Consider the following 25,617-nt stretch of genomic DNA (forward strand, 5'->3'; position numbering starts at 1 on the left):
TAGTCAGGATCGCCTAATATAAAAAATGCCCAATTGAATTGGGCATTTTTTTTATTGATTTTGAAAAATTATTTTAACAATGGGGGAACAGCTTCGTAGTTAATTTCGACACGACGGTTTTCTTTCCACGCAGATTCATCATGCCCAGCATTAATTGGCATTTCTTTGCCGTAACTCACCGCTTCTAATTGGTTTGGCTTAACACCGTTAGTGATCAAGTAGCTTTCGACAGCTTTTGCACGACGTTCACCCAAAGCCATATTGTATTCGCGCGTACCACGCTCATCGGTATGACCTGTTAAGGCAACTTTTGAATTTGCATTGGCAATTAAGAATTGTGCATGTGCTTGAAGTGTTTGATAGTCATCATTTGAAAGATCACTGCTGTCATAGTCAAAATGTACAACACGCTTCGCCAAGAATGCTTTATTCGCTTCAGTTACACCTTTTGATGAAGCGCCAGCTAGATTTTGTGCATTTAAAGCTGCATCTTCGCTTAAACCTGTTGTGTTGACAGTAGTCGCACTATTAGGATTTGTTCCAGACTCTACTGTTGCAGCAGGTTTACGGCTGGCACAACCAGTCATGACCAAGCTTGCTGCAAGCAATGGTAAAGTTAGATATTGAATAGCCTTCATATTGATCTCCGATACTTCCTTTTTAAATTAAGTCATGCTATGTCGTTTAAATTATTTAGGTGCCCAAGCTGGTTCACGTACTTCACCTTGTTCACTTGGTAAATTCATACGGAAACGACCATCTGTTGACATGATTGCCAATAAGCCTCGGCTGTCTTCACGCGTTGCGTATACCACCATTTGTCCGTTCGGAGAAAAGCTTGGTGATTCATCAAGACTTGTTGGAGTTAGAATATTGGTAATTCCAGTTGAAATTTCTTGAATCGCGACTTTGTAATTACTGCCAGAAGGGCGGTGAACCAATGCAACATATTTACCATCGGCGCTGAGCGTACCACGGGCATTGAATGCGCCACGGAAAGTTAAACGTTTGGTTGAACCATCATCAAAGTTATAACGATAAATTTGTGCTGATCCGCCGCGGTCAGAGGTAAAAATAAATGATTTGCCATCTGGTGCATAGCGTGCCTCTGTATCAATTGCACTGTCATTGGTCATGCGTTTAACTTGGCGAGTGTCTAAATCCATTTGGTATATTTCAGGATTACCGTGCATGGATGCAGTGAACAACATCGACTTTCCATCAGGAGAAAAACTAGGTGCACCATTCAAACCGCGGAATGAGGCTAATTTCTCCCGGGCACCAGAAGCCAAGTCTTGAACATAAATAGCTGGACGTTTTGTTTCAAATGAAACATATGCAATTTTCTTGGCATCAGGTGTCCAAGCAGGAGACAGAATAGGATCTCTTGAACTCAGAACAGTTTTAGGTTGCTCACCATCGGTATCAGCGATTTGCAGAGTATAACGTGTATCCGGTGTTGCAGGATTGCGTAGCACATAGGCAATACGTCCTGTAAAGTCACCTTGAATACCTGTCAATGCCTGATAGATGGCATCACTGATCATATGTGCAGCGGTACGTACTCGCGAAGCAGGAACCGTAAGCAATTCATTGAGTAAGAATTTTTGTTTTTCGACATCATATAATTGGTAATGTACAGCCAATGAGCCATCAGGGTTTGCCTTGGATTCACCTAAAACAATATAAGGCACACCTGCAGCTTTCCATGCTTCTGCATTAACATTGTTTACGCTGGCAGTCGCAGGCAGATTTTTAGATGAACTGGTAAAACGACCAGAACGATTTAAATCCTGCTCAATGATCGGATAGATCGACTGATCATTACTAAAAGGAAGAATGGCAATTTTAGGTGCAGACTCAGGCGCTTTAGCAATTTCTAAATGCAATTGTGCATAGGATGTGGTGATCAATGCAGGGCTCAATGCAGCAATTATCGCTAATCCTAATAGACGTTTAGGCATGATTTTCATTGGACTTCATGTACTCAAATATCAATTTTTAACTATGCTTAGCTTTGTAGCATAAAGACATTATTTTAATCTATATAAAGCATGTAATTATGAATAAAAGATGATAATTCGCTATTTGTTGATACAAAATAAATCTACATGTATGAGGTAGCAGAATGACAGTGTATCAAAGCTGTCAAAACAAATTGATAGACAGCATAACTGTGGACGAAACCTTGGATATCATTCTGTGGTAAAGTAAATGCGAATTTCTTGTAATTGCTTTTTAAGTGCGTGCTCTTCGGGCATTTTAAAGGGTGCTGCTTTATAAATCGCAGTTTTTATCGACAATGCAAATGCATCACTCAACTGTCCATCCAATAAAATATCTTTTACCTTTCCTTGTTCATCTAAATAAACTTGTACATGAGCACTTTCTGCTAAATGGGTTACAGGTCTTTTCCAAAATTTTGTAATACGGTTTGCTCTGTGCTTATAAATTTGATTGATGAGCTGTGCTTGATCAGGTTGATCTGTTTGGGTGGGAGAGTTCCTTGACAAGCGTGATGCATCAGGTGGAATTTCATCTGTAGATGGGTTTGAAGGTGCTTGCTGCGTATTGATTTCAACTGGTGTGTTGGTTTGAATTTTTTCAGCAAATGACAATGTTGGGAAACTCATGAGCAAGCTGTGAACCAGTAATGTTTTAAATTGCATTTTATTTTCCCAATGTGTCTTTATGTTCTGATTGATCATCGGTATCGTTTTAACAGCGGAGAATGCAAACCTTATTCTACAATAAAGCTGACCGAAAAACTTTGTACATCTCTCCTTACATCCGGTTGAGTGGGCATGGTGAATGGCGCTGCGTCGTAGATCGCTTGCTCAATACTTGCCTTGATATCTGGATCTGCTGCGTTGACGACAATTAAGTCAATCGAGCCATTTTCTCTAAGTTTTATACGTGCTTTGCCGTGAAGACCCGTTGCACCTATTGGCATATGCCAAGCCCTTAGAATTTTATGTGCAAAATCTTTTTTCGTACTGAATGCCAATTTTTTCATTTCAGCTTTTTGCTCATCGGCGGGATTGTTTTGTTTACTAAGAGCCGACACATTGGTGTTCAATTCTGACGGATGGATAGATGAAAAATTAGGTTCTGCATTCTGGCTGCTTTGATTTGCGAGTGTGTTTTGATAGATGACTGACAGAAATATAAATACAAAAATTTTCACAGATACTTTGTCCATAGTTTGAATCAAATAACAACCCTGCCGGAGCAGGGTATATATTCTTGAACTTATTTCACAGTAAAGGTTGCTGTAAAGCTTCGTGCTTCGCGACGTGCATCCGGATCAGAGGGCATTGGAAAAGGTGCTGCATTGCGTACAGCCTGCTCAACACTGGCTTTGACATCAGGATCAGATGCATTGACGATAACTGAGGCGACAGCGCCGCTTTCTGTCAGTGTAACTCGCGCAGTTGCTTTTTGACCAGATGAGCCAGCCGGCATGCGCCAAGCATTTCGAACTTTATTTTCAAAATCTTTTTTGGCTGAAGATGCAATCTTTCTCACCTCTGCTTTTTTATTCGCAGCGGCTTCTCTTGCTTTTTCAGCAGCAGAATTTTTTTCTTCCTCTAATTCACGAGCAAGATCAGCTTTACGTTTTGCATCTGCTTTCGCTTTTGCATCAGCCTCTGATTTGGCTTTTGCTTCTGCATCAGCTTTACGTTTCGCCTCAGCATCTGCCTTGGCTTTGGCATTTGCATCAGCTTTGCGTTTCGCTTCAGCATCTGCTTTGGCTTTTGCATCTGCGTTACGTTTCGCCTCAGCATCTGCCTTGGCTTTGGCATTTGCATCAGCTTTGCGTTTCGCTTCAGCATCTGCTTTGGCTTTTGCATCTGCGTTACGTTTCGCCTCGGCATCTGCCTTGGCTTTTGCATTTGCATCTGCCTTGCGTTTCGCTTCCACCTCTGCTTTGGCTTTCGCAGCTGCCTCTGCTTTAGCTTGTGCAGCTTTTTCAGCCGCTTCTTTCCTTACTTTTTCAGCAGCTTCAGCTTTGCGTTTAGCTTCTGCATCAAGACGAGCTAATCTTGCTTTTTCAGCCGCATCTGCTTTGGCTCTTTGGATCGCTTCTTGTTTTGCTTTAGCAGCAGCTTCAGCTTTAATTTTTGCCTCGGCTTCCGCTTTGGCTCTTTCAGCAGCATTTTTTGCCTGTTTAACTTTTTCAGCCGCTTCTTGTTGTGCTTTCTCAGCAGCAGCAGCTTTTGCCTTTGCTTGTTCTGCCGCTTTTTCCTGAGCTGCTCGCGCTGCAGCGAGAGCCATTTTTTGTTCTAAAGCAGCCGCTTTTGCTTCTTCAGCTGCTTTTTGCATGTCTATGGCTTGAGTATCTGGCTTGTGCAGGCTTGGAATTTCAGGTGCAGTTTGATCAGGTTCGGCAGTTTGCTGGATATTTTCTGAAACTTTTGAGTCTGCTGTTTCAGTGGACTCACTATCTACCAATGGCTTAGGTTCTGGTGGTGGTAAATCTTCAGGTTTGATGAGAACCGTTTTAATTTGCTTTGGCGGTTCTGGTGGCCGACTCAGACCAAGAAAAAGTAAGCCAGTAATCGCCACCACATGAATACCGAGAGTAAATCCAAGTGCAATCGCTTTTTCTTTAGATTGTGGCTTTTGAGTATTTTTCATAACTTACTTTACAGACTCAGTCAGTAAGCCAACTTGACTTAAACCAGCATCTTGTAATGCAGACATAAGTTTCATCACTTCACCATATGGTCGTGATTCACTACCATTAATCAAAACGCTCAATTGCTTGTTATCTGCTTGAGCCAGTTTTTGATTCTCTGTGAGTATAGATTTAAGCTCTTCTAACGTAATCACATCATTTTTATGTGTTTTATCTTCCAGTTGAATGCTTCCGTCTGCATTAAGCGTCACAATAGCAGGTCGGTCCTCAGATTGAATGGGGTTATTATTGGCTTGGGGTAAGTCAACTTTGACACCTGTGGTAATCATGGGAGCAGTGACCATGAAAATCACCAATAAAACCAACATAACGTCGATATAGGGAACAACATTCATATCACTTTTTAAAGGCTTTTTGACGCGGTCAAAACGTCCAGAGCGTTGGATTGCCATTATTCAGCTTCCTGTGTAGTTCCCACAGACTGACGTTGTAACAGCGCCACCATTTCTTCGGCAAATAATGCACGATCTGAATAAATTTCTTCACCTTTGGCAGTATAGTGGTTAAATGCCAATACTGCTGGAATTGCTGCAAATAAACCGATCGCAGTTGCAATCAGTGCTTCTGCAATGCCTGGTGCCACAGTTGCAAGAGTCACTTGTTCAACCTGAGCTAAACCGATAAATGCACTCATGATGCCCCAAACCGTACCAAATAAACCAACATAAGGTGCGACAGAACCAATACTGGCTAAAGCACTCAAGCCCTGTTCTAGACGACCTTGATCTCGACTTAAACCTACACGCAGAATACGTTCTGTCCCTTCTATCATGGGAACGGTATCTGCCTGACGCTTTTTCAATTTCAAATATTCACTTAAACCCTGATAAAAGATGTCTTCTAGACCATCGCGTTTAGAGTTTAGTTGTGCATTGTTGTAAAGTGTATTGAGTTCAGCACCTGACCAGAATATTTTTTGAAAATGATCATCACCTTGGCGAGCTTTTTTATAGCCCATATGTAACTTGGCAATCAGATACCAACTAAAAACAGATGCAAGTACTAAGACCAGCATGACCAATTGAACCACAGGGCTCGCTTGTAAAATTAAATCAGAGATGTGCAGAGAGGATTCTAGTTGTGTTGCCATAGTTACATGTGCCAAAAGTATTTTTTATTCGTGAGCTAATTCTCGAAGAATTAAATCACGGATTTCGTCAGGAATTCTACGAGGTTTCATATCAGTACTTAAACATGCCAATTCTACCTCGCCAGAAGCAAGCATGATTTCACCACGATATATATTTTGTTGCAACACAAATGACGAAGCTTTACATGAAACTACACTTGCTGTAACAGTAATAAGATCGTCCATCAGTATAGGGCGGGAATATTTCAATGCAATTTTATGAACCACAAAATTGTAGTCTTTTTGATGCCAGTAATGATCAATGCCAGAAGCACGTAACCATTCTGTGCGAGCACGTTCCATGAAGCGAATATGATTGGCATGGTAGACGATTCCACCTGCATCTGTATCTTCAATATATACACGGATCTCAAATTCGAATTTATTACTCATGTTACTATGCATTCCTGTGTTGTTTATTGCATATCTATCAACTGCTTGTCAGTGCTGACTTGTTTTAGTTCAATTTCAAATCATTCAGTTGGAATCAAGAATTTTATATTGCTGACTGAATCGCTGAATAAAAATTTACAATCTCTATAAAGAAATAAATCAACCCTACCCAAACATTTAATGGATGCTTTGAGAAAAAAATCTACATGAACAGTGAACTGGTTGATTGGACAGTACATGTATATAGGCTTTAAACGCTATATTGCAGAAAAGTAAATTGATTCGACTCACTGATAGATTTTTCACAAGAATTCAGCACTAACTTCGGCGCAAATTTTAGCATAAGGTGTGTTTTCTCAAATGGCACAAGATTACATTCCGAATCAGCTAGGCGTGACTGAATGTATAAGTATCAGGAAAGCTGCTTAACTATGCTAAGACAACAGCCTGCATTCGATAGGACAGATAAAGAGTATTTAAAAATAAACATTCATACTAAGAAAAGAAAAAATCGTAAGACGGTTATTTGTAAATATTGAGCAGATTGTGATTCAACACGGTCATGTTACAGATGAAAAAAGTAAAGTTTTAAAAATAAGTCGAAATATTGATCAAAGTTCAATTTTCGTAGGTTGGCTTTTTAATAAAAAAATTGACAATTGTCACATTATTTTAATTTAATTAAACAATTAATTTATAAAAACTTGAAAATTATTTTATTTCATTATATAAATCAATTTTCTTTGCAATGCGTACACTTGGCTAGCAAAGGTTTTTGCCCACTTCCCCAATAGTGGGCTTTTTTTTGAGATTATGATTAAAAGCTGATTGACTTCTACAGGCGTTTTGGAGAGATATCTCCATGGTCATTGAATCATTTATATTTCAGAAGAATGCTTACATGGTAAATTTATAAATAAACAGGTCAATAAGCGAAAGTTTTCAATGGTTGAATCAATACTTGTAGAGAATTTTATTTTAAAAATGATACATATTTATCTATAACAATATTTTTGATGATCATGTCTAAGCTTAATTGTTTAAAATAAGTTTTGAACGGCGGACTTATTCAACAGTAAATTATATTGAAGAAGCCGCTCATAATAACAATGTGAGACAAAGTCCTATAAGGTTTAAAATATCGGCGGGTTATAGGTAAGGGTACGCCCAAGAATCCACAATAAGAATAAAACCAAGGGAACATGGAACACCAGCTGGGTCACGGTAAATCCGATAACGTCTTTGGCTTTTAGTTTTAAAATGCCCAGCATTGGTAACATAAAGAATGGATTAATTAAATTGGGTAAAGCTTCTGCCGCATTATAAATTTGGACAGACCATCCTAAATGTACTTTTAAATCTTGTGCAGCTTGCATCACATAGGGTGCTTCAATAATCCATTTCCCACCGCCTGAAGGAATAAAAAAGCCTAAAATTGCAGAATAGAGTCCCATGACAACTGCGAAGGTTTCTTTAGATGCAATTGACACAAAAAATTCAGCAATATAATGAGATAACGATAAATCCTGTGCATTGATTGCATTGGTCATGATAAAAGCAATACTGCCATAAAGTGGGAATTGAATCAGTACACCCGAAATTGCAGGGACGGCTTTAGAAACTGCATTTAAAAAGTTTCGAGGTGTGCCATGTAAAGCAATACCGAGCATGAGAAAGATAAAGTTATAAGTGTTTAGACTGGAGATCGCTATAATTGGATTACTCTTGGTAAACTCATTAAACATCCAGATCAGTCCTAAAACTACAATGAAGATACTGAGTATGGGGGAGTTTTCTAACCAGTCACCAGGGCGCTTTCGGTCTTGTGCTTTGCTTTTTTCGTCTTCAAAATGGATGTCAAAATCATCTACAGTCTTGATGCTATTTGCTTTAGGTGCAGACCAGAATGCAATAGCAATCGATACAATAATCAATACTGCAGTCATCATCATAGACTGTGGCAAAAAGATCGTTTCAGAGAAGGGGATGATTCCTGTTAAATCGTACAGCGGTTCAGGTAAGCTCGCTTTATTGGCTTGTAGTTGAGCTGCAGAAGAACTAATTCCAAGTGCCCACGTCGCTCCCATACCAATAATAGCAGCGGCAGCGGCGGCACGATAATCCATGTTAAGTTCTTTACGTTTGGACAGTGCAATCACCAAAAGGGCTGTTAAAACTGTACTCATCGCCCAGTTAATCAGTGAAATCAATAAACTCACTGTTGCAACAAAAACGATTGCGTTTCTTCCTGAAGTGGGAATTTGAGCCATTTTTTGAATGAGCATTTCGATCGGTTTAGAAACAGAAACGACATAACCTACAACAATTAGCATGCACATTTGCATGGTAAAAGGAATCAGACTCCAGAAACCATTGCCAAATGAAATGGCAACATCATGAACAGGTGCTCCTATTCCAATAGCAGCTATGGCAACAATGATTACACCCAAGAGTGCAAAGATATAGGAATCAGGAAACCATTTTTCTGACCAGTTACTTACTCTTATGGCAAATTTTTGTAATATGTTCTGAGAACTATCCATATTTAAACATCCTATTTATTTGGCGATAAAGCGACTGCATCCATAGTGAAAATATTGACGATTTCTGATTGACTGGTCTGCATCAGCCTGTTTTAACTATTTGTATAAAAATGATTTTTGAGCAATTGATCCATAAAGTTTGATTTTTTAAACTTACACTCCTTGTAAGCCTATTTGTTTGATTCGCGGTTTTTAGCGTGAGATAAAACATTCATGCTGTTTGTATTAAATTATTAACATTGAATTGAGCATTTTATAAATTTAAACTTTTAAACGTACGATAAGAAAAACTCATTAATCCAAAGCGCGCAGCCATATTTTTGCATGGCGAGATAAGGGCATCCGCATAAGATTTGATTCAACTTTTATATTTTTTTATGTTCAAAAATCCTCTCTCGTATTAAAAAAATTTTCCATGCTCAAAGAAATCACAAGAAAGGGCTAAAGCGCAGTGCAGCGAATTCCCCAATTTGCATGATTACAATGATTGATCGATCAGCTATACACAATGGAAACTTATAAAAGAATAGTTTTAACAATAATTTAGAATGAAATATCTGAGTAGATGATTTCTTGGGATTGATTCTGAAAATTACTTTTTAGTCATATTTAATTTTATGTGTAATATTTCTTTACTATTTGTTGTGGGTTTTGTATTCTTTTTATGCAAATAAGAATAATTATTATTTGTATTTGCGTGTTTTAAATTTTATTGTCCGAATTTATCTCGTTTATCAATGGGGATTTATGTATGAGAACGCTTGATCTTCGTCCTGTTTCGATAGCACTTTTAGGTATTACAACTAATACAGTCTTTGCAAATAACAATGCAGAAGTGAATTCTGCTCAACAACTTGCCACGATTGTGGTTTCAGCTGCAGGCTTCGAGCAAAAGCTAAAAGACGCACCAGCCAGTATTACGGTCATTACAGAAAAAGATTTAAAAGATAAACGGATTAATTCTATTGCTGATGCTTTAATTGATATTGAAGGTGTAGATATCAGTCCTGAAGCTGGAAAAACAGGTGGGTTGAATATTCGAATCAGAGGGATGGATTCTGAGTATTCCCTTGTTTTAATTGATGGTCGCCGTCAAAACAGTACAGGAGATATCACTCCAAATGGTTTTGGTGAATCCAATAATAGTTTTATTCCTCCAATTTCTGCCATTGAGCGGATTGAGGTTATTCGTGGACCTGCTTCCACACTCTACGGTTCTGATGCTATGGGCGGTGTTGTCAATATCATCACTAAAAAAGTATCCAATGAATGGACAGGTAGTACCACCATAGAAGCGACCTTGCAGCCCAATAGTTCTAGATTTGGTAATCAACGGGCAATAGATTCTTTTATTATGGGACCAATTATCAAAGATCTGCTCGGGATACAACTTAGGGGGCGTAAAGCAGAGCGTAATCAGTCAAATGTAGGTTATCTCGACCAGAATGATAATGCTGTTGAGCTGTCTATGGGGAACAATCCAACCAAATCCGATATTGACACGGTTGGTGCCCGTTTGACATTGACGCCCACCCAGCAACATGATCTCTCTTTAGAATATGAAAAAACAGAGCAGTGGTATGACAATAGTAAAGCGCAATTGGGAACGCTTGGTGCAAATGGTGGATATGATAGAGCGCAAGAATATAATCGAGATCGAATAGTATTTGCCCACACATGGCGTACGGATATAGGAACGTTGGACTCAAGCATCAGTAATACACAAACAGAAACCATAGGTCGTCTTATTCCATCTCGTGCTCAAGCGGGGGCTAATGTGATTAGTCCTCGACTATTGGAAAGTAAAGATACGATTTTTGATACAAAATTTGCCAGCCAATATTTTGATGGACATAACATTACTTTAGGTGGGCAATGGTGGGATGCAAGCATCAAAGACGGATTGAGGGTAAATAAAGATGTTTCCTTTCAACAAATCGGTGTATTTGCAGAAGATACTTGGGCGTTCACACCAAGTTTGGCGCTAACGACAGGTTTACGTTTTGACAATCATGATACCTTTGGTTCTTTTTGGACACCTAGAGCGTACTTGGTATGGAATGCAAATGATAATTGGACGCTCAAAGGTGGCTATAGTGAGGGATACAAAGCGCCTCGTCTAGAGCGCCTAACTCGGGGAATTTATAATGTGGGAGGACAAGGGCGAATTCCGCTTTTTGGCAATCCTGATCTGAAACCTGAAACAAGTCGTAACCTCGAGTTCGGTACTTATTTTACTAATGCTTCCAATTTTGATGCCAATATCACAGCATTTTATAGTCAGGTGAAAGACAAAATCGTGACCGGTTCGATTGAGAAAACTTGTGATGCTAAGAATACTGCGGGAAAAAAATCCTGTGAAGATTACATGGCAAGTGTGGGTACACCATGGCTAATGCAATCTGTCGATACAGGTTCTCGTGCTTGGAGCGTTAGACGTCCAATCAATGCGCAGAAAGCTGAAATCTATGGTGTCGAAACAGGTTTAAATTGGGAATTTGTACCAAATTGGAAATTGGGTTTGAACTATACATGGACTGAAACAGAAATCCAGGATAAAGCATTGGGTAATCCGCCTCTAAACGATACACCTAAACATATAGTCAATACATCATTAAAATGGCAAGCCGACGATAGAATTCAATTGTGGGCGAGAGGCGAGTATCGAAGTGAACGTGCACGTTATACATCCACTTACGATAATTTAACGGCGACTGAAAAAGGGGTATATGATGCCTTGGGTGACTATAAAGCCTATGCTTTGATGCATGTGGGATCTAATTTTAATATAAATGATAAAGTTGATATTGGCGTTGGCTTATATAATGTATTTGATAAAAACTTTGTTGATTATCAAAATGTAGGTTCTCTTTATTATAACCGATATAGAAATACCCAAGAAGGTCGTCGTGTTCAATTAAGTACTACCTTTAAATTTTAAGGATGAGCCTATATCAAGGCTTTATCCTGACAGGTTTTGATATTTGGTGGTAAAGATTTAGATTTTTCAAATATTTTTTAATTGATCAGAAGACTTTTTGAATGACGCAAAGGATCGGGAATATTTAATATTCCCGAGATGACTTACTTGGATTCGGGAGGAGTCATACCAAATTGTAAATAAGCTTGATTGGTCGCAATACGTCCACGTGCTGTACGCATGGCATAACCTTGCTGGATCAAATAAGGTTCAATGACATCTTCTAAAGTACCCGAATCTTCTGCCATTGCAGCGGCTAAAGCTTCAACACCTGCTGGGCCACCATCAAAGCGCTCAAGTAGCATCGACAAATAGCGACGATCTAGTGTGTCCAGTCCATCTTTATCGACATTCAGCATATCCAAGGCGCGTTGTGCCATTTCCTGAGTTACTTCGCCTGTTCCCTTGACTTGTGCATAATCTCGCACACGTCGCAGTAACCGGTTGGCGATACGTGGTGTACCACGAGAACGACGTGCGACTTCAATAGCTCCTTCTGAAGTCATCGGTACATCCATCAAATGTGCTGAACGAGCGACAATGTGGGTCAAATCTTCAACTGAATAGAATTCAAGACGTTGCACAATACCAAAACGGTCACGTAATGGAGAGGTGAGTAAACCTGCACGAGTTGTTGCTGCAACCAAGGTAAACGGGGGTAAATCCAGTTTAATCGAACGCGCAGCAGGACCCTCACCAATCATAATATCAAGTTGATAGTCTTCCATGGCTGGATAAAGAATTTCTTCAATCACAGGTGAAAGTCGATGAATTTCATCAATAAACAGTACATCACCTTCTTCGAGATTGGTCAGCATGGCTGCCAAATCACCGGCACGCTCTAAAACAGGACCAGATGTAGACTTGAGGTTCCCCCCCATTTCACGTGCGATGATATTGGCCAAAGTGGTTTTACCTAGACCAGGTGGACCAAAAATCAAAGTATGATCTAGTGCTTCACCACGGCCACGTGCTGCACCAATAAAGATTTCCATCTGCTCACGGACAACGGGTTGTCCGATATAGTCATCCAATGATGTTGGACGTATGGCGCGATCAAAATGATCTTCAGGTTTTTCAGTCCCACTGATTAAACGGTCTTGCATGAGTAATTTGATCTGTCTTATTTATTCATGGATTTGAGTGCGGCACGGATAATATCGCTCGCTTCAGTGTAGTCTGCTTTCACGGCATTAATCAGTTTTTGCGCTTCTAAAGGTTTATAGCCTAAAGATTGTAATGCAGCTTCAGCTTCAGCAACAGCAGAATTACCGGTAAATTGTATTTGAGGTGAAGTTGAATTACTTGCTGTTGTACCTGTAGAAAATGCTTTAAAGCGATCTCTCAGTTCAATCATCAAGCGTTCCGCTGTTTTGGTCCCTACACCGGGAACTTTGACCAATGTTTTGACATCACCATTTTCAACAGTATGCACCAGCATTTCTACGCTGAGGGTAGACAAAACACCTAAAGCCATCTTAGGTCCAACGCCATTTACCTTGAGTAAGGTACGGAAAATGGTTTTTTCTTGCGCATTTGAAAAACCATATAACAATTGAGCATCTTCACGTACAGCTAGATGTGTCCATAAAGTGACTTGTTGTCCTTTCTGCAGTTGGCAAAATGTTGAAAGCGGGGTGTCGATTTCATAGCCAACACCATTAACATTCAAAAGTACAGTGGGTGCTTCTAAGGCTAGGACTTCACCGATAAGACATCCGATCATTGCATGGGTTCACTTATTTTGTTCATGGTTGAATAGTAGATGCCATTTGCTCTAAACGCAAAATTGCTTTGAGAATTTCTTTACGATTTCGCGCAGATTTTATCCAAGCAGGCAGACGGGAAAAATAACTGGAATTTCCTGTGCTTTGTGTTCTTTCACGTAGATCCGCTTGAACAAAGGACTTGAGTACCTGTAAATGCTCAGGATTATGTATGTACAGATTGCCAAGACGGGTATGAGCGGTTAAATACAGTTTAAGTCCAAATTGTGTATGCTCAAGTCGATTTGCGTTGGCATAGTCAATATCTTGTGATTTTACGCTGAGCTGTGAGGTCTTATTACACACAGGGCAAGTTGCTTCAACATGCGTCACCGGATTTTTAAGATGACGTATCCTGTGGTTTACACTCAGTTGAGTTCCGCCACAGAAATGGCAGCGCTCAGTGACATAAACATAGTAATGACCATTAAATTCTTTATTGTACTGGCTGGCATGACTATCTAAATGGCGATTGCATTGATTACATGTAAATACAAAATGCGAAGTGCAATCACAACTGAGTGCTGTTTGATCTAACTTTTGATAACGGATTATTCCTGGAGCTTGGCAGTCAGGACAATGCACCCATTGATCGGCAAAAATAAACTGAGATTTATAAACTCCATCATCTACATAGCGTGATGTCATCAGAAAAATCCAACCTTATTACCTTGAAGTTCTTGCGCCAAGTTATACGCCTGGTGATCTGAGAACTTACTGACAATATCGAGAACCTGCATAATATTGTCATAATGATTGTCACTAAAGCGAGCACCAAAACGTTCTAATATCGACATCAAACGTCCATCTTTAAAACTTAAGGTTTTATGTGGGGTGGTTAATGGGATAAACGCATCTAAGATATGCTGTAAACTTTGATGTGCAATAATTTCCAATCCTGACTTTTGTGGATGTTCAAAGATCTTTTCACGGGCAAGATTTTTGGCACGATCTATCCCCAGTTCAATATCTTCAGAACAGTATTGCAATAGCGAGCCTTTGAGCTGTCCTGATAGAATTTGAAAATGTTGCTTTGCAAAAGCAGTCGTCACTTCTTCAACCAAACGCTTCATTACACGACCACGTAATGCAGCAATTTTTTGTTGCCAAGTGGTATAGGGCATGTTCAATTCAGCCGGTACACCAAAATCCCCCAATAAATCAAGGAAAATAGGTTCAACCTCTTCATAAGCAAGCATGTTGAGAATAATCCCATCCTCTAGATCAATTAAGGCATAGCAGATATCATCTGCTGCTTCTAATAAATAGGTCAAAGGATGGCGGCACCAACGATATTCACCCAACTGAAGCAAGCCAAGTTGATCAGCAATTTGTTTGAGGATCTCTTTCTCAGCTTGATAACAGCCGAATTTTGCACGCTTGCTTGCAGGCGTATCACCTTGAGATTCTATGGTTTGTGATAGCCAGGGATACTTGAGGTAAGCTCCTAACGTTGCGTAAGTTAGGCGCATTCCCCCATCATGAGGATGGTAGTCAATTTTAGTCAATAAACGTAGACCTTGTGCATTGCCTTCAAACTGACGGACATCTGCTTGTTGCTCAGTGCTCAAGTCCTGTAAAAAATCGGTATGCGCGGCATCATCAAACCATTCACGAATGGCATATTCACCCGCATGTCCAAAAGGTGGATTACCAATATCATGTGCTAAACATGCTGCTTGTATGATTGCACCCACATCGGCAGGAGAAATCCAGATGGGAAGTTCTTTTTGAATTTTTTCGGCTGCAAGCATACCCAATGAACGACCTATACATGAGACTTCAAGCGAGTGAGTCAGTCGCGTATGGATACCGTCATGTTGAGTCAGGGGATGGACTTGCGTTTTTCGATTCAGTTGTCTAAAACTTTGTGAAAATATGATGCGGTCATAATCTTTATGAAAAGGGCTTCGTGCCTGTTCTGTACTTTGCTTCTTACTTCCTAAACGAACAGTTGAGAGAAGTTCTAACCAACGCATTTGAGTCATTTATCATTTATCATTTTTTCGTTAAGGGTATGATGCCAAATTTATTGAGCATGTACCAGAGTCGTGCGACATAAGTTGTCTGAGTAATGATTTATTTTTGATATCATCACAATTACAGAGAGCAAATCAATTGATCTTTGGTTTAGAGTTTTCACCAATAAATGTTAGAGTTTCGCATTATAAATGATAAAGAATAGGCTTGATATTCAATGAGTTTAAAAGATCAATTTGTTAGTTTTGTGCTTATTTTATGTTTACCAATAATTGATACTCATGGTGAAGATTATCCTGTTATTGATCCTGCAAAAGAAATTTCTATTACCGAAAATGCATTAGGATTACGTTCTTTTGAAGAGCGTACAATCATTGATTATACGTTTTATCCTCATAAGCAGACTGGGCAAAATCAGGTGTTTAACGCAGATGAGATGAAGCAGATAGAGTTAGAAAATTTTGAGCTCCAGAATATAGTTAAAACTTTGTATCCATTTGATATTGTACAAATGAATGATTCACAATTTTCACATTCAAATACAAAGTTATGGACCGCTGTTGAATACAAATACTATGAAAAATGTAATTGTGATGAGGGTAAAAAACTCATAGAGAAAAATATCGTCGTTTTCCCCCATAAAGTTATTGAATTCAAAAATATAAAAAAGGAAAAGCGTTTTTTACTTCCAGTCGAAATATTTAAAATGCATGGTGCTGGGCGAGAAATACGTATTACCGATCCTAAATTGGAACTTTATCTATTTAAGCAATTAGAAACTGAAAAATATCAATTGGTTACTCGAACACCAATCAATTATGAAGGCATCGATTCTTATGAAGGCTTTGAAATTTCCCTAAGTCAATTGAGTATACCTGAAATTGCTTCAAATATTAGGTTAATTGGCGCAGATCGAAAGGGAAGTTTTTTCAGATTATATGCTATAACAAATAATGGAGCTGAGTACTCAGATTGGTACGTCTTAAGTTTGAAAGAGGATGAGTTTCTACGAAGCTATCTAGTCTCAAATGCGAGTGAAGACACAACAGAAATGTTTTATACACCTAAAGCGCACAAGTTTGATTCAAAACTTTCTTTTATACCGGTAAAAGGTCAGTCATATTATCCAATACAGATCAAATATAAAGGTAATAAATTTATTTTTTCCAACTATAAATTGGAAGATAAAGACCAGATAAACAGAGTGGAATTTGATCCAAACTTAGGGATTTATAACTATGATTCGCCGACTATGCAACGTATGTTGTCAGAGCAACGCAAAATAATGAAGGGTATTCAGTGAATAATAAATTGATATTGCTATTCATGATTTTTTTGTCAGGATGTAACCCAACTGATAAAAACTTAAGCAGCCAAAATAAACAAATCGAAACCCAGAAAAAAACGGAAGTGAGTAAATTTGAAATTGAAGAAAGCATTCCTGCAACGCCTGAACCCGTAGATCAGGCTTTAGCAACTTTTGCGTTTCAGAAAAGCTCAGATGGTCATCTCATCAATAACTGTATTTGGACAGATGATCCAGATGCGCAAGGGAAAGTGTATTGGAGCATCATACCGAGCAGTATGTTGAATGGAAAATCTAAATTTACTGCCGAGGATATTACGCCAAGCAAAGTAAAAATCGGACAGCCAATCAAGAACTGTACTGAAGGCTATCAAAATGAAAAAGCAAAATATGCCTATGCGATAGATCACAGTGGTGATTTAGTCAATACGATTGCCCTCAAATTAGACAGGATGACAGAAACGGCAGACCACCTTTATACAATTGATTTGAATAAAAACGCGCATCCTGAAAAAATCTATGTGTGCTACAACATGGAAAGTTTAGATGTATTTTTTATAGATTCTGTACCTAAAAATCCCGATTTAGGACATGTAAATGTTGAATTGTCCTATGCAATTGATGGAGAAATTGAACCAGATATTTCATGCGGAAAAGTTTTTTATCAAAAAAGTGGAATCATCGCAAAAGAAGATCCCAAAACAGGCGAGTCTACTTATCGTGCTCAATAATTCAATTGTTACGAATCATGTTTAAACACGAAAGTCAAAGTAAATCGAATGTTTAAAAGCAAGATTTCAGCATTTTTTAAGTTGGATATGACTAGCTGAAATCTTGCTTTCACAGTAGAATATGCGCTCTCTTCAAGTCACATTGAGGTAGGTTGCCAAAGCCTGCCCGTGGAGCCAAAAACAGCATGTTTATCGTTGCCGGTGCACCTGCACACTCTTCTTTTAAGCAAACACAACTATTAACACGCCTTGCGTCAATCAGTTCTGTTCAATCAATAGAAAGCCAATGGGTTTACCTTTTCGACCAAGCGCTCAACGAGCAACAACAGCAATCTGCTTTACAGCTTTTAAACGATGGTGCATCGTTTGAATTACATCAGGCAACCAGTGATGAAGTACAGATTTTAGTCACGCCACGTGTCGGTACAATTTCACCGTGGTCGTCTAAGGCAACCGATATTTTTGCCAACTGTAATACGCCTGTACACCGCTTAGAACGCGGTGTTTTGTTTACTTTAAAGGGTATTTCTGAAGTATCCGAAGAAGTGAAACAAGTTTTACATGACCGTATGACAGAAAGCGTTTTCAATAAAATTGATGATGCATCCGCTTTGTTCTCAGAAACTGCACCTAAGCCGTTGAACTCAATTGATATCTTAGGTCAAGGTAAAGACGCACTTGTTAAAGCGAACTCTGAATTTGGTTTTGCCTTGTCAGATGAAGAAATCGATTATTTAACAGCTGCATTTAATAAATTGGGTCGTAATCCGCACGACATCGAGTTGATGATGTTTGCTCAAGCAAACTCAGAACACTGCCGCCACAAAATTTTTGGTTCTGAATGGACAATCGATGGTGAAAAACAACCATTGTCATTGTTCCAAATGATTAAAAATACCTATAAAGAATCTCCGACAGATGTGTTGTCTGCATATAAAGATAATGCATCGGTGATTGTTGGTTTTGATACACAACGTTTTTATCCTAAAAAAGATGAAGCAACTGGACACTACGTCTATAAATATAAAAGCCAAGCTGCCCACATTTTAATGAAGGTTGAAACCCATAACCATCCAACTGCAATCGCACCATTTGCGGGTGCGGCAACGGGTTCAGGTGGTGAAATTCGTGATGAAGGTGCCACAGGTCGTGGCGGTAAGCCAAAAGCGGGATTGACAGGCTTTACGGTGTCCAACCTGAATATTCCGGGTTTTGAACAACCTTGGGAAGAGAATTACGGTAAACCATCGCGTATGGCTTCACCACTTCAGATTATGATTGAAGGTCCATTGGGCGGTGCAGCATTCAATAATGAATTTGGTCGTCCTGCACTTAATGGTTACTTCCGTACGTTTGAACAAAACGTAAATGGTGAAGTAAAAGGTTTCCACAAACCGATCATGATCGCAGGCGGTTACGGCAACATCCGTCCCGATCACGTTGAAAAAGATGCGATTCAACCCGGAGATCTACTGATTGTCCTGGGTGGTCCTGCGATGCTGATCGGCTTAGGCGGTGGTGCAGCATCTTCCGTAGACAGTGGTAAATTGGGTGAAAACCTAGACTTTGCTTCGGTTCAACGTGAAAACCCGGAAATGGAACGCCGCTGTCAAGAAGTGATTGATGCGTGTTGGAGAATGGAAGATTTCAACCCAATCGTATCTGTACATGATGTTGGTGCAGGCGGTATTTCCAATGCAATGCCTGAATTGGTTAACGATCATGAGTTGGGTGCAATTCTCGATCTTCGCAAGATTCCATCACTAGAACCTGGCATGTCGCCAATGGAAATCTGGTCAAATGAAGCACAAGAACGTTATGTGTTGGCAATCAAACCAGAATCATTGGAATTGTTTGAATCTATCTGTGCACGTGAACGTTGCCCATTTGCAGTATTGGGTGAGGCGACGGAAGCACGTCAATTGACCGTAAATGATCCATTGTTTGACAACAAAGCTGTGGATATGCCAATGCAAGTCATGCTTGGTGGTACACCGCGTATGAGTCGCTCATATGAAACGATTGAACGTACAGGCAATGCATTTGATGCTGCCCAAGTTGATCTGAAAGATGCAATTTTCCGTGTATTGAAAAATCCAACGGTTGCTTCTAAATCATTCCTGATTACGATTGGTGACCGCTCGATTACAGGTATGGTTGCGCGTGATCAAATGGTGGGGCGTTGGCAAGTACCTGTTGCTGATGCAGCAGTAACAACGACCAGTTTGCAGGGTTATACAGGCGAAGCAATGGCAATGGGGGAACGTCCGCCAGTGGCATTACTGAATCCTGCCGCTTCTGCACGTTTAGCAGTTGCTGAAGCAATCAGCAATATCATGTGCGCCAATATAGAGCAAATCAGTGATATTAAGTTATCAGCAAACTGGATGGCGGCGGCAGGTCAAAAAGGTGAAGATCAGGCATTATTCGAAGGTGTAAAAGCCATTGGTATGGAAATGTGTCCTGCCTTGGGTATTGCGATCCCTGTCGGTAAAGACTCGCTGTCTATGCGTACTACATGGAATGACCAAGGCGAAGATAAATCGGTTACTTCACCAATGTCGGGGGTGATCACTGCATTTGCACCGGTTTTAGATGTACGTAAAACATTGACGCCTGAATTGAAAAATGAAGATTCAGTTTTAGTACGTATTGATTTATCTAAAGGTCAGTTCCGTTTGGGTGGTTCTATTCTTGCTCAGGTGTATAAGGCAATTGGTTCAGTAACACCAGATGTCGATAGTTTTGATGATTTCAAAGCTTTCTTTGCTTTAGTGCAAGATTGGAATAATCGTGGTTTGATCAAGGCTTATCATGACATTGGCGATGGCGGTCTTTTGGCAACTGTGGCAGAAATGATGTTCGCTTCACGCTTAGGCGTGGCACTTGAAAACCAAACGAATGAAAGCTTGTTTGCAGAAGAAATCGGTGCAGTATTGCAAATTGCACAAGCAGATTGGGAAAGCTTGGTTGATGAGGTTGCCGCATCAAGCTTAAAAGATGCGATCAGTGTTGTGGGTACAGTAAACAGTTCTGATCAACTTGCTGTCAATGGTTTGCTGCTTGATCGTGCTGAATTACAGCAGGCTTGGACTGAGGTTTCTCATCAGATTCAGCGCCTGCGTGATAATGTGGAAACTGCTGACTCTGAGTTTGCATTGATTGGTGACCGTGAACATAAAGGTTTGATTGCTTTACCAACCTTTGATTTAAATGAACCTGTTGAAGCGCCTTATATTAACGAACGTCGTCCAAACATGATGATTTTGCGTGAACAGGGTGTCAACGGACATGTGGAAATGGCTGCTGCCTTTGATAAAGTTGGCTTCAATACTGTTGATGTCCACATGAGTGATTTACTTTCCGGTCGTGTTGATTTAGATGACTTCGAAGGCTTGGTTGCCTGTGGTGGCTTCTCTTATGGTGACGTTTTAGGTGCAGGTGGCGGATGGGCTAAATCTGTATTGTTCAATGCTAAGCTACGTGATCAATTTGAAAAATTCTTTAATCGTGACAATACCTTCTCTGTGGGTATTTGTAATGGTTGTCAAATGTTGGCACAACTTGCACCACTGATCCCTGGTGCAGACAATTGGCCACGTTTCCGTCGCAATACTTCAGAAGTATTTGAAGCACGTGTGGTGAATGTAAAAGTTGAAAAATCTCCATCTATTCTTTTAGAAGGCATGGACGGTTCAATTTTACCAATCGCTGTTGCGCATGGTGAAGGTCGTGCAGAAACTTCTGCTGAAAACTTTGCTGCGTTAAATGCAGATAATCAAGTGATTTTACGTTATGTCGATAGCTTGGGTAATGCGACTCAACAGTATCCACTCAATCCGAATGGTTCTCCTGAGGCGATTTCTGGCGTCACCTCAAAAGATGGTCGTGCAACGATTATGATGCCGCATCCTGAACGTAATTTCCGTGCAATTCAGCACTCTTGGAAGCCTGATGAGTGGACGGAAGATGGTGCATGGTTACGTATGTTCCGTAATGCACGTAAGTTTATTGGTTAATTAGAGCTAGACCATCATAAATTAAAAAAGCCCCTTAAGGGGCTTTTTTAATTTATGATGGTTGAAAATGTTGAATACGTACTAAAAATGAAAAAAAAGATGATTAGATGTAGCAGGAATTATTTTGGATAAGTTTAGCAATCGCTAGCAGCATTATTAAAAGTTTTGGGGTAGGCATAATGGATTAAATACATATTCAATATTTAAATCCTTCAAGTTTTGCTTTTAATTTATTGAGTCAGCGTTATGACCTAAAAGGTCAATGCTGGGAAAAGTTCATTAAAGTTATTGTAAATACCCAAAGCATTATTTTCAGTATTGAACATAAAGTTCAGTGCGATTTAGACACAGCCATGATTCACCAGACTTTGATTGTGATCAACGTTTAAAGCCTGCGACTGGATATGGAGATGATCATTATCTTCAAGTTGAATTCACAGAGCAAAAAGATCAGCTTTTTTCCGAATCGGATGGCTATTGTTTTACTCCTATTGAATAGATTCAACACACAAAGATGTTTGACTGATTTCTACACTAACATAGAAAGTTCTATCAGAAGGTATCGAATTAATATAAATGTTTGAATTGGGAAATTGTTACATTTCTAGGGTTGGTTTATTTCTTGCTTGTTATAAATTGTCTATTAAAAGACCATGTTTTATCCCAAAGCTGTGCCATCGTGTAGCAACAATGAGGTGACAAAATGATAAGAACAGTGAACTACTCAACAGCAGAAAAGGTTATCCTTCGTCAAAAAGGATGGAAATGGTTTAGTGCAGTTTTAATTCTGCAAATACTGATTATTTTGAGCGCCTATTTTATTGCTTAAACAACAGGGTTTATTTCATCCGATTGCAAAAGCCACTATATTGTGGTTTTTGCCTATAGAAAATCCATTTATAATAGATATAAAGATGGTAAAGTATATGCGACTTTTAAAGAATATGATGATTTATAAAGCCAATCTTATTTCAAAAATCATTTAAAGCTATACGGTGAATCAGCATATTATTTTAAATATCAGACAAGATTGACTTGCTGACAAAATAATGAGAGGAAATAAAATAGGATTTCAATGTGATAAGAATATTTTTTGCTATTTCTGTATGTTTGGGGACTCAAATTACTCATGCTAAAGACTTTCAGATTGCATCATTAATCGATATTAAAGCACTAAATTGTGATCAACTTTTTCAAAAGCCAGAAAGCAAAATTGCAATATTATTGCGTGATTTTAACGCAAAAGGGTCAAGGCAGATCAAACTCAACAAATCAAAACAAATCATGACGATTGGAGGGAATACATATTCGGGAATACAAGGTCACCAATATCATAGAACAGCATATCTAGAACAAGATGATTTAGCCGTAGATAGTGATGTTTTTGGCGTACGGCTGATTAAAATTGCAGTACAAAAACATCAATTGGCCAATACTCAGTCCAAAGGTTATTATTTTGTGTTTCGGGGGGAACCAACCACAGTACTCTATCATTTACGCAAGGTTGTGGGAGATGATTGGAATATTGAAAATACTTTAGATGAAACACCACAGGGGAACTCAAAATTAAGCTGTGGTTATACAAGGTAAATGAATGTCTAGATTTATATTGTTAATTCCCATAGTGATTTCACTTGGCGCGTGTTATCCGGTATATAAAACTCAAAAAACCCAACTGACTGTGAATGTTGTCAATGAACAGGGACTCGCTATTGCTGATGCAAAAGTGGTCTTAGTGACCACTGTACATCCTGCAAAAATAGAGGATCAATTTGATGAAAAGTTTAGTAATCAATTCGGAGCAGTAAACTTCGAAAAGCAAGCGCAATGGAAAGTTGAGAGCCTAATGATTCATGGTGTGCAGTTCTATGACTGGTATTTATGTGTTGCCAAAGATGGTTATATCACCCAAGAATTTATTAAGATTGGTTCTGACTCTAAAATTAAAATAACATTGCCCAAAGGAAACAATCCATCAAGATCGTTTCCTTATGTGTGTTAATTGATTATAGAAAATCGCAATTAATTTATGATAAAAATATCAAAGTTACGGCTGTGTAGAACATGATATTGATTTTGAAGAAGATCTAATTTTAAATCTCCGGATTTTGCAAAAACGACCAATTTTTGCTTAGATTTTATTGCTTGGTTAAATTGTGAAAATTCCCACAGATACTGAGCTTTATTGGCTTCAAAAAGTAGACCATCTTTAAGTTCAAGCGATGAGCTATCCGTATTTACACTTGCCCAATCTTTTACAACATAAACAGGATTCTTAAGATTCAATAAGAAGGGAACATCATAGAAATAATTATCATAAAAAACGATAGGAATATCCTTTGGAATATCTTGAACAAAACTAACCTGATTTGAGTTGGATCGAATATCAAAGAACTGTACGCTGCTACTTGCCATACTGCATAGCACCATCATACACGCAACGATAAAAGTAAAAAAATCAATTTTATGCTTTTTAAATAATAGAATTAAGATCATACAGAGAATCATCACAATTCCTGCAACTGCGAAAATTTGATTTTTCTCGGCCGCGTAAAAGCCAATATCTCGATGCATGGTAAACGGGGCAACGACTAAGCCACTTGCCAATACCAACAGTAAGGTTGGAAGTGCATAAACTTGGAACTTGCTCAATTGATTTTCTTCAATGATTCGATTTGTCATAAGTGCGAAAATCATCGTAAATGGTGCAATTGAGGGTAAAATATAACCTGCAAGTTTCGATGGCGGAATAGAAAAGAACAATAAAACAGACAACCCCCACCAGATGAGTAAACTAAAAATAGGGTGGGTTGTTTGTGCACGAATGGCGTTGCTCGAAAATTTGAAGCCATTCGCGAGTATGATGGGTAAAAAATTTACAAAAAGTATGGCAACGTAAAAGTACCAACCTTGTTTATTATTAAATTCGCCAGAGTTAAACCGACTAAATTGTTGCTCAATAAAAAAATAGTGTAAAAAGTTTGGATAATGTTGTTGAACTATGAATACCCAAGGTAAAGCAATTAGCATAAATAACAAGAGACCAAACGGATTTAAAACTGATGGAATTTTTTTCCATTGTCCTATGTAAATCATCCAAGGAAGAATAACCATTCCAGGAATCAGAACCCCAATCAATCCTTTACTTAAAAAGGCACATGCACATGCAAAATAACCTAGGAATAAAATATTTCTTTTACCACTGAGAATGAAATCTGCAAAACAGAATACGGTTAAACTAATCCAAGATGCGACTAATATGTCATGATTAATGTATTCAGCACAGCCATAAAATAATAACCCGGTTGCTAAAATAGCAGTCGAAATCTGGGCAATTCTTTCATTTATATGTTTCTTAGTAAAAACAAACAAACTGACCAACATGAGAATGCCTGCAAATGCAGGAACTACACGAGCAACCCATACATGTGAACCAAATATTTCCATTAAACTTGCAGTTAACCAGTGTAGTAAAGGGGGTTTATGCATAAATGGAATACCATTTAACCGTGGTACTGTCCAATCACCACTTACATACATCCAGCGGCTAATATCCCCATAACGTCCTTCATCTGGCACAGACATTGGGCGAATAAAAGCTGAGATAAATAACCAAAGTGATAAGCCAATCAGCAAAGTTTTAGATGAGCGAAAAATAGGTTTCATGGAGCTTATCCTGAAAATTTAAAAGCAAAAAACTTACTTAAAAAGAATGTAAAAATTGCTGTCATTACAATAGTCAAAATGATAAGAGCTGATAAATTCTCAGCAGGGAAAAAATACTGGGTCGTGAGTAGGAATGCTTCGTTAAAAATAAAACCTAAACAAGCAACAAGTAGAAATTTGGGTAATACATGCCTATGTCGAGTTTTGTGGGCATTGAAAGTAAAAATACGGTGCCCAAAGTAACTCACCCAAAATGCAATGCTGAACGCCATTAAATTGTCTAATGCAAGTGTTATCGAAGTGAGGTGTACAAGCAGCATGAATATCAAATAATGTGTAAATGCTGCAGCACCACCAACGATACAAAACTTTGAAAAGGCATACATATTTGAATTAAACATG

General features: G+C 38.9%; 22 protein-coding genes. 7 read left to right on the plus strand and 15 right to left on the minus strand.

The genetic code is table 11. The annotated features are described in order from the left end of the window. Positions 1-68: 68 nt before the first annotated feature. The 9 genes from pal to IMO47_RS16495 form a co-directional block, all read right to left on the minus strand. Positions 69-638, minus strand: a complete 570-nt coding sequence (gene pal, locus IMO47_RS16455) for a peptidoglycan-associated lipoprotein Pal (protein WP_196076268.1) — start codon at positions 636-638, stop codon at positions 69-71. A 51-nt stretch (positions 639-689) separates the two neighbouring features. Next, complete coding sequence (gene tolB, locus IMO47_RS16460; protein ID WP_196076267.1) at positions 690-1,973, minus strand: Tol-Pal system beta propeller repeat protein TolB; 1,284 nt, start codon at positions 1,971-1,973, stop codon at positions 690-692. A 222-nt stretch (positions 1,974-2,195) separates the two neighbouring features. Then, entirely contained in the window at positions 2,196-2,669 is a 474-nt protein-coding gene (locus IMO47_RS16465) for an energy transducer TonB (protein ID WP_196076266.1), read from the minus strand. Positions 2,670-2,740: 71 nt separating this feature from the next. Continuing rightward, positions 2,741-3,202: a cell envelope integrity protein TolA gene (locus IMO47_RS16470; RefSeq protein WP_196076265.1), complete on the minus strand. Its 462-nt coding sequence runs from the start codon at positions 3,200-3,202 to the stop codon at positions 2,741-2,743. Positions 3,203-3,252: 50 nt separating this feature from the next. Continuing rightward, entirely contained in the window at positions 3,253-4,641 is a 1,389-nt protein-coding gene (gene tolA, locus IMO47_RS16475; RefSeq protein ID WP_196076264.1) for a cell envelope integrity protein TolA, read from the minus strand. A 3-nt stretch (positions 4,642-4,644) separates the two neighbouring features. Continuing rightward, the gene (tolR, locus tag IMO47_RS16480; RefSeq protein ID WP_196076263.1) at positions 4,645-5,094 is read right to left on the minus strand and encodes a protein TolR; all 450 of its coding nucleotides are present in this window, start codon (positions 5,092-5,094) and stop codon (positions 4,645-4,647) included. Continuing rightward, on the minus strand, positions 5,094-5,792 hold the full coding sequence (gene tolQ, locus IMO47_RS16485) for a protein TolQ (RefSeq protein WP_004824635.1): 699 nt from the start codon (positions 5,790-5,792) through the stop codon (positions 5,094-5,096). Before tolQ ends, tolR begins: the two co-directional genes overlap by 1 nt. Positions 5,793-5,816: 24 nt before the next feature. Continuing rightward, positions 5,817-6,224 carry a tol-pal system-associated acyl-CoA thioesterase gene (gene ybgC / locus IMO47_RS16490; protein ID WP_196076262.1) on the minus strand — a complete coding sequence of 136 codons (408 nt, stop codon included), beginning with the start codon at positions 6,222-6,224 and terminating at the stop codon, positions 5,817-5,819. 1,133 nt (positions 6,225-7,357) lie between these two features. After that, positions 7,358-8,767, minus strand: a complete 1,410-nt coding sequence (locus IMO47_RS16495) for a TIGR00366 family protein (RefSeq protein ID WP_196076118.1) — start codon at positions 8,765-8,767, stop codon at positions 7,358-7,360. A 751-nt stretch (positions 8,768-9,518) separates the two neighbouring features. On the opposite strand from IMO47_RS16495, the gene IMO47_RS16500 reads away from it, so the two are divergent. Further along, positions 9,519-11,708 (plus strand): TonB-dependent receptor, encoded by a 2,190-nt coding sequence (locus IMO47_RS16500; protein ID WP_196076119.1) that lies wholly within the window; start codon positions 9,519-9,521, stop codon positions 11,706-11,708. Between the two features lie 143 nt (positions 11,709-11,851). Here the strand turns inward: IMO47_RS16500 and ruvB are convergent, their stop codons facing one another. From ruvB to IMO47_RS16520, 4 genes are read right to left on the minus strand one after another with little or no spacing between them, the layout of a single operon-like run. Further along, positions 11,852-12,853: a Holliday junction branch migration DNA helicase RuvB gene (ruvB, locus tag IMO47_RS16505; RefSeq protein ID WP_196076120.1), complete on the minus strand. Its 1,002-nt coding sequence runs from the start codon at positions 12,851-12,853 to the stop codon at positions 11,852-11,854. Between the two features lie 17 nt (positions 12,854-12,870). Next, a complete protein-coding gene (gene ruvA, locus IMO47_RS16510; RefSeq protein ID WP_196076121.1) occupies positions 12,871-13,473 on the minus strand; it encodes a Holliday junction branch migration protein RuvA in 603 nt (200 codons plus the stop codon). A 22-nt stretch (positions 13,474-13,495) separates the two neighbouring features. After that, positions 13,496-14,161, minus strand: coding sequence for a hypothetical protein (locus IMO47_RS16515; RefSeq protein ID WP_196076122.1), 666 nt, complete (start codon positions 14,159-14,161; stop codon positions 13,496-13,498). Continuing rightward, positions 14,161-15,501: a deoxyguanosinetriphosphate triphosphohydrolase gene (locus tag IMO47_RS16520; RefSeq protein WP_196076123.1), complete on the minus strand. Its 1,341-nt coding sequence runs from the start codon at positions 15,499-15,501 to the stop codon at positions 14,161-14,163. Before IMO47_RS16520 ends, IMO47_RS16515 begins: the two co-directional genes overlap by 1 nt. A 209-nt stretch (positions 15,502-15,710) precedes the next feature. Here IMO47_RS16520 and IMO47_RS16525 point away from each other — a divergent pair, with 209 nt between their 5' ends. From IMO47_RS16525 to IMO47_RS16545, 6 genes are all read left to right on the plus strand, one after another. After that, positions 15,711-16,796, plus strand: a complete 1,086-nt coding sequence (locus tag IMO47_RS16525; RefSeq protein WP_196076124.1) for a hypothetical protein — start codon at positions 15,711-15,713, stop codon at positions 16,794-16,796. After that, a complete protein-coding gene (locus tag IMO47_RS16530) occupies positions 16,793-17,530 on the plus strand; it encodes a hypothetical protein (protein ID WP_196076125.1) in 738 nt (245 codons plus the stop codon). Before IMO47_RS16525 ends, IMO47_RS16530 begins: the two co-directional genes overlap by 4 nt. Positions 17,531-17,715: 185 nt before the next feature. Further along, positions 17,716-21,549, plus strand: coding sequence for a phosphoribosylformylglycinamidine synthase (gene purL / locus IMO47_RS16535; protein WP_196076145.1), 3,834 nt, complete (start codon positions 17,716-17,718; stop codon positions 21,547-21,549). Positions 21,550-22,252: 703 nt separating this feature from the next. Then, positions 22,253-22,378: a KGW motif small protein gene (locus tag IMO47_RS19910; protein ID WP_265092641.1), complete on the plus strand. Its 126-nt coding sequence runs from the start codon at positions 22,253-22,255 to the stop codon at positions 22,376-22,378. A gap of 248 nt (positions 22,379-22,626) precedes the next feature. Next, entirely contained in the window at positions 22,627-23,139 is a 513-nt protein-coding gene (locus tag IMO47_RS16540; protein WP_196076126.1) for a hypothetical protein, read from the plus strand. 4 nt (positions 23,140-23,143) lie between these two features. After that, positions 23,144-23,551 (plus strand): hypothetical protein, encoded by a 408-nt coding sequence (locus IMO47_RS16545; protein ID WP_196076127.1) that lies wholly within the window; start codon positions 23,144-23,146, stop codon positions 23,549-23,551. Positions 23,552-23,571: 20 nt separating this feature from the next. Here the strand turns inward: IMO47_RS16545 and IMO47_RS16550 are convergent, their stop codons facing one another. Both IMO47_RS16550 and IMO47_RS16555 read right to left on the minus strand, forming a co-directional pair. Further along, on the minus strand, positions 23,572-25,215 hold the full coding sequence (locus IMO47_RS16550; protein ID WP_196076128.1) for a glycosyltransferase family 39 protein: 1,644 nt from the start codon (positions 25,213-25,215) through the stop codon (positions 23,572-23,574). A gap of 5 nt (positions 25,216-25,220) precedes the next feature. Next, positions 25,221-25,616, minus strand: coding sequence for a GtrA family protein (locus IMO47_RS16555; RefSeq protein WP_196076129.1), 396 nt, complete (start codon positions 25,614-25,616; stop codon positions 25,221-25,223). Between the last annotated feature and the right edge of the window lies 1 nt (position 25,617).

The organism is Acinetobacter sp. Res13-Abat-PEC15-P4-01 (assembly GCF_015676285.1).
Lineage (GTDB): Bacteria > Pseudomonadota > Gammaproteobacteria > Pseudomonadales > Moraxellaceae > Acinetobacter > Acinetobacter nematophilus.